At 72.7% G+C, this 6,185-nt stretch carries 5 protein-coding genes; 4 read left to right on the forward strand and 1 reads right to left on the reverse strand.

The window, feature by feature from the left end; genetic code table 11:
* Positions 1–23: 23 nt before the first annotated feature.
* Positions 24–1,181, reverse strand: a complete 1,158-nt coding sequence (locus AZE13_RS31510) for an NAD(P)/FAD-dependent oxidoreductase (RefSeq protein WP_066939731.1) — start codon at positions 1,179–1,181, stop codon at positions 24–26.
* A 245-nt stretch (positions 1,182–1,426) separates the two neighbouring features.
* On the opposite strand from AZE13_RS31510, the gene AZE13_RS31515 reads away from it, so the two are divergent.
* From AZE13_RS31515 to AZE13_RS31530, 4 genes are all read left to right on the forward strand, one after another.
* Positions 1,427–2,623 carry a flavin-containing monooxygenase gene (locus tag AZE13_RS31515; protein ID WP_258528120.1) on the forward strand — a complete coding sequence of 399 codons (1,197 nt, stop codon included), beginning with the start codon at positions 1,427–1,429 and terminating at the stop codon, positions 2,621–2,623.
* Between the two features lie 156 nt (positions 2,624–2,779).
* Positions 2,780–3,577, forward strand: a complete 798-nt coding sequence (locus AZE13_RS31520) for a ferritin-like domain-containing protein (protein ID WP_066939735.1) — start codon at positions 2,780–2,782, stop codon at positions 3,575–3,577.
* 158 nt (positions 3,578–3,735) lie between these two features.
* Complete coding sequence (locus AZE13_RS31525; protein WP_398780274.1) at positions 3,736–4,707, forward strand: bile acid:sodium symporter; 972 nt, start codon at positions 3,736–3,738, stop codon at positions 4,705–4,707.
* A gap of 357 nt (positions 4,708–5,064) precedes the next feature.
* Positions 5,065–6,185, forward strand: a 1,121-nt coding sequence (locus AZE13_RS31530; RefSeq protein WP_066939741.1) for an ArsB/NhaD family transporter, incomplete at its 3' end; no start/stop codon positions are given.

The raw sequence follows: 6,185 nt of genomic DNA on the forward strand, positions 1-6,185 counted from the left end.
TCATGGCGGTCACGGTGGTGGTCTCAGGCGGCCGGGGAGAAGCGTTCCGGCCTGAACGGGGCGATGTCGAGGAGCGGTTCGCCGCCGGTCAGCGCCTGTGCGACGACCAGTCCGGTGGCGGGGGCGAGGCCGATCCCGGCGCCCTCGTGGCCACACGCGTGCAGCAGTCCGGGGACGCGCGGGTCGGGGCCGATGGCGGGCAGGTGGTCCGGCAGGTACGGGCGGAAGCCGACGTAGGTGCGCATCGCCCGGACCCCGGCGAGGACCGGGAAGAGCTCCGTGGCCCGGGCCGCCAGCCGCCGCAGCGCCTCGACCGAGAGCGTGCGGTCGAAGCCGGCCCGCTCCCGGGTGGCGCCGATCAGGACCGGCCCGGCCGGGGTGCCCTCCACCACCGCGGAACTCTGCAGCGCGGCGGAGCCGCTGGCCACATCGGCGACATAGCCGGCCGCGTACACCTTGTGGCGCACGACGCGCGGCAGCGGCTCGGTGACCAGGATGAAGCCCCGGCGGGGCCGCACGGGGAGGTCCACCTCCACACGGCGGGCGATCTCACCGCCCCAGGCCCCGGCGGCGTTCACCACGTACGGGGCGTGGTACTCGCCGGCCGCCGTCCGCACCCCCCGGATCGCGCCGCCCGCCCCCGTCAGCAGCCCGGTGACCTCCTCGCCGAGCCGCACCCGGACCCGCCCGCCGCCTGCCGCGCGCAGCAGATGCGCGGCGGCGAGCGCCGGCATGACCTGGGCGTCCTGCGGATAGTGACAGCCGCCCGCCAGGCCGATGGCGAGCCGGGGCTCAAGGTCGTGCAGGCGGTCGGCCGGGACCTCGTCCGCCGTCACACCCGCCGCCCGCTGCCGGGCCGCGAGGTCCCGCAGCGCGGCCATCTCCTTCTCACCGGAGGCGACGACCAGTCCGCCCTTGGCCTCGTACTCGATGCCGGACGGGAGTTCCTCGGCCAGCTCGCGCCACAACTGGGCGGACAGCAGGGCCAGTTCGAGCTCGGGGCCGGGCTCCTTGTCGGAGACCAGGAGGTTGCCCTCACCGGCTCCGGTCGTACCGCCGGCCACCGGGCCGCGGTCGAGCACCAGGACCCGGAGGCCGGACCGGGCGGCGTAGTGGGCGCAGGCCGCGCCGATCACGCCGGCCCCGATGACGATGACGTCCGCGGACTTCCTTGTCAGCACGTCAGTAATATTTCACATTGCATTGCCCGTGCCAAGAGCCTGCGAGCGATTACGCGCTTCCCGGCAGTACCGCCCCCGCACCCGCCCCACGTCCCGCGTCCCGACGTCCCCGGCGTTCCGGCATTCCGGTGCAACACCCTTGCGCGCGGCGTGACTCCGCGTAGGGGTGTTCGTTGAAGCCAGCGATGTCTATGAAACGTAATCATTCCGGTCATTCCCACCACCCCCATCAGCCCCCTCCGGTCGTGGTGATCGGCGCCGGCCCCAGCGGACTGGCGGTCGCCGCGATGCTGCGCCGGGCCGACGTACCGGCCGTCGTCCTGGAGCGCTCGGGCGGCGTGGGGACGAGCTGGAGCGAGCGCTACGACCACCTGGAACTGCACACCACACGCGGCTTCTCCCGCCTTCCCGGGCTGCGGGTCCCCCGGCAGGCGGGCCTGTGGGTCGGCCGCGACGACTGGGTGCGCTACCTGGAGAGGTACGCCGCCCACCACCGGATCGACGTCCGCGTCCGCACCGCGGTGCGGCGGATCGAACCGGCGGCGGCGCTCCCGGACCGGCGGACGGCCGCGCGCTGGCTGGTGCATACCGCGGACCGCACGCTGCCGGCGAGGGCGGTCGTGGTCGCCACCGGCCGCAACCACGTTCCGCTGCTGCCGGACTGGCCGGGCCGGGACACCTTCACCGGCGAACTCCTGCACTCGCGCGACTACCGCAACCCCGGCCCCTACCAGGGGCGCGAGGTGCTCGTGGTCGGGGCGGGCAACAGCGGTGCGGAGATCGCCGTCGCACTGGCCGGAGCCGGGGCGGCCAAGGTCTGGATCTCCGTACGGACCCCGCCCCACATCATGCCGCGGTCCAGCAACCGGTGGCAGGCCGCGGGGATCGTGGCGGCCCGGATGCCGACCGCGTGGGGCGACTGGGCCACCGCGCTCATGCAGCGCCTCGCCCTGCCGGACCTGACCCCGTACGGTCTGCCCCGGCCCACCACGGGGATGTTCACCCGCGCCGCCCGTGAGGAGGTCAACCCCGTCCTGGACCACGGCTTCGTCGACGCCATCCGGGCGCGGCGGGTCCTTCCGACCGCGGCGGTGACCGGTATGGACGGCTCCCGCGTCCTGCTCGCCGACGGCACGTCCCGCACCCCCGATGCCGTCATCGCGGCCACCGGGTACCGCTCCGACCTGGAACGGCTCCTCGGCCCGCTGCCGCTCCTCGGCGCGAACGGGCTGCCCGTCGTGCGCGGAGCGCGGACCAGCCCGCACGCGCCGCAGCTGTACTTCGCCGGCTACCACAACCCGCTCACCGGAGCGCTGCGCGAGATCGGCATCGAGGGGCGCCGTATCGCCCGGGCCATCCGGCGGGCCGCGGACCCCACGCTGGTTCCGGCGCCCCGTGGCACGGAGGCGGAGGCGGAGGAGGGTGCGCGGGAGCCGGGGTGAAGCCGTCGCACCCTCGTGACAGGGCGGAACGGCCTTGTGCCGTCGCTCGATCGGGCGATACCGCGCGGGGTGTGGACGCCGGGGGCGGTGCGAGCCGTCCCGGTCTGTTTGCCTTTCCCCGTCCGCTGATCAGACGCCTGGAGAGCCGCCATCGCCATGCTGTCCGTACGGAAGCTGTTCCTCGACATCCACGACAACGACGAAGCGTTCCGGCTGCTGTGCACCCTCACCGCGGCCGGACAGACCGGTTGCGGCTGGGCGAACGAACGTATCGCCGCGCGGGTCACCGACCCCGAACTGGCCCTCAGGATCTCCCGCCACGGGGCCGAGGGGAACGAGCACGCGCGGGTCTTCCACACCCTGCTCCGCGGCCGGAGCCTGGAAGCGGCCCCGCTCTGCGCCGATCTCGACTACATGGCGCAGCTCGAACAGCGCGGCCTCGGTGTCCCGCACCGTCGTCTGCGGGACGCGCGGCCCCTCTGCGAGGAGGACGTCATCGCCCATCTGTCCCGCAGCCGTGTCACCGAGCAACGCGGGGCGGCAGAACTGCGGTTGATGCGGAAGGCGCTCGCCCAACGGCCCGACACGCACCGCGCCCTGACCTCGATCACGCGCGGTGAACAGCGGCACCTCGCGCACGCCCACGGGGAGCTGCTGCGCCTGGCCGACGGCGACCGCCGGCGGTCGGCCCTGGTGCGGAGGAGCCTGCGCCGGACCGCTCTGGCCGAGATCCGCGTCCACCGTGACGTCAGCCTGGCCGTGGTGTCCCGTATGGGCGCGATCCTGGGATGGTCGTGGGCCAGGAAGCGGCTGCTGGGATCCGGGATCCGCGTGACGTACCTCTTCGAGCGCTGTGGCGGCTGGCGTCGGCTGACCGGCTTGCGCACGTCCCCGCCCGGGCGGCGCGATGCGCTCGGCCGGGCGGTGGCCGCCGGGCCGCGCGGTCGCCGGTGACCGGACGTCCACCGCCGCAGTCGCCCCCGGCGCTCGTCCCCGCAGCCCGGCCAGGGAGGATGTCGGGCGAGTGATCCCGGCCGGCAGGCCGGACGGACGCCGGACGGAGCAGAGGAGCCACAGGGGTGTCGGAGGAACCGCGGGGCCTGGTCGCGCGCATGGAACAGCACCAGGTCGCGGTCTATGTCTCCGCGCTGGCGGCGGGCGCCGCGCTGGGCTGGGCGGCCCCGGCCGTGGGTCCCGGCCTGGCACACGCCATCAACCCGGTACTGGGTGCCCTGCTCTTCGTCACCTTCCTGCAGGTCCCCGCCGCGGAACTGGTCCGCTCCCTCCGCGACGGCCGCTTCCTGTCGGCCACCCTGGTGGTGAACTTCCTGGTCGTCCCGCTGGTGGTCGCCGCGATATATCCGTTCCTCCCCGCCGGCCACGCCGTACGGCTGGGCGTCCTGCTGGTGCTGCTGTGCCCGTGCGTGGACTACGTGATCGTCTTCTGCGGGCTGGCCGGCGGAAGCAGCCGTCGCCTGCTCGCCACGACTCCGGTGCTGCTGGTGGCCCAGATGCTGTTGCTCCCGCTGTTCCTCTACCTGTTCATGGGACCGGCGCTGGCCGACGTCGTGGCGGCCGGCCCGTTCCTCGAGGCGTTCGCCTTCCTCATCGTGATCCCCCTCGCACTGGCCTGGGCCACCCAGGCGTGGGCCGCCCGCCGTCCGGCCGGCCGGACGGTGTCGGACGCGGCGGCCACGACGATGGTGCCGCTGATGGCCGCCACGCTCCTGGTGGTGGTCGCCTCCCAGGTGCCCCGGCTCGGCGACGACGGCGGCGACGGCCTCGGCGATGTCGCCGCCGTGATCCCGTGCTATGTGCTGTTCCTTGCCGTGATGGCGTTCGCCGGGCGGGCCGTGGCCCGGGCGTTCCGGCTGGACGTACCCGCCGCCCGCGCCGTCGTCTTCACCGGTGCGACCCGTAACTCCCTGGTCGTCCTCCCCCTGGCCCTGGCCCTGCCCGACCGGCTGGCCGTCGCCGCCGTGGTCGTGGTGGTCCAGACCCTCGTCGAGGTCCTGGGCATGGTCGGCTACGTCCGTCTGGTGCCCCGCCTCGTCAGCTCGGACGAGTCCGCGCCCGGCCGCTGACCCGGCGCGCGGCGGTCTTGAGCTTCGCCACCAGCCGTCAAGGTCCTGTCAATACCCCGTAAGGGTCGTGTAAGTTCATCGCTGGAGTGCCGGGAAGCCTGGTCGGCGAAACACGAGAGAACTCTCTGTTCCGATCGGGGGATTCCTGTTCATGGCGCTGGTCACGGAGCCCACGTCGCAGCCGCCGCTGCCGCCGGCTGTCGTGCTGATCCGCTGCGCCCCGCCCCTGGCCCACGCCGCCCCGGATCGGCTGACAGCCCGTCAGTCCATCGGGCGCCCCTGTGAAGCGGAAGGACACCACGTCCGCCAACGAGCTGCTGAAAGCCGTCAGATGAACCACGAATCCATCGGGGAGCTATGAACGACTGGCACAGCTGGGCCGCGATCGCCGTCTTCGCCGGCACCTACGCCCTGATCATCAGTGAGAAGATCCACCGCGTCGCGGCCGCCCTCGGCGGCGCCGGCCTGATGCTCGCCATCGGCGCCACCGACGATGTCTCCGCCTTCTACTCCGAGGACTCGGGCGTCGACTGGAACGTCATCTTCCTGCTGATGGGCATGATGATGATCGTCGGCGTACTCAAGAAGACCGGACTCTTCGAGTACCTGGCCATCTGGGCGGTCAAGAGAGCCAAGGCCAGACCCTTCCGGGTGATGGCCATGCTGATAGTCATCACCGCGGTCGCCTCCGCGCTGCTCGACAACGTCACCACGGTGCTGCTGATCGCCCCCGTCACCCTGCTGGTGTGCGAGCGGCTCGGGCTGCCCGCGGCGCCGTTCCTGATCGCCGAGGTCCTCGCCTCCAACATCGGCGGCACCGCGACCCTCGTCGGCGATCCGCCCAACATCATCATCGCCAGCCGGGCCGGGCTGACCTTCAACGACTTCCTCGTCCACCTCGCGCCGCTGAGCGCGGTCCTGATAGTGGTGCTGCTCGCCCTGTGCCGCTTCCTGTTCCGCAGGACCTTCGTCTACGACGAGAACCGCGCCGCGGACATCATGGAGCTCGACGAACGCGAGGCGATCAGGCGTCCGCGGCTGCTCGTCCAGGGCCTGGCCGTCCTCGCCCTCGTCATCGTCGGCTTCGTGCTGCACCCGGTGCTGCACTACGAGCCCAGCATCGTCGCCCTCCTGGGCGCGGGGCTGCTGATCGCCGTCTCCGCGACCGAGACCGGCGATGTGCTCGGCGAGGTCGAGTGGCCCACCCTCGCCTTCTTCGCGGGCCTGTTCATCATGATCGGCGGTCTCATCGACACCGGCGTCATCAAGCAGGTGTCCAGCGCCCTGGCGGACACGATCGGCGACAACGCGGCCGGCGGCTCCATGGTCCTGCTCGGGGCCTCCGCCGTCCTCTCCGGCATCGTCGACAACATTCCCTACGTCGCCACCATGGCCCCCATCACCCAGGACCTGGTCCACCAGATGGGCGGCGCCGCCGATCACGTCATGTGGTGGGCGCTCGCCCTGGGCGCGGACCT

This window comes from Streptomyces sp. NBRC 110611 (assembly GCF_001590865.1).
GTDB lineage: Bacteria > Actinomycetota > Actinomycetes > Streptomycetales > Streptomycetaceae > Streptomyces.

Coding starts and splice junctions, on each gene's coding strand:
- AZE13_RS31520 (WP_066939735.1), top strand. CDS start 2,780: ATGCTGTCCGTACGGAAGCTGTTCCTCGACATCCACGACAACGACGAA.
- AZE13_RS31525 (WP_398780274.1), top strand. CDS start 3,736: ATGGAACAGCACCAGGTCGCGGTCTATGTCTCCGCGCTGGCGGCGGGC.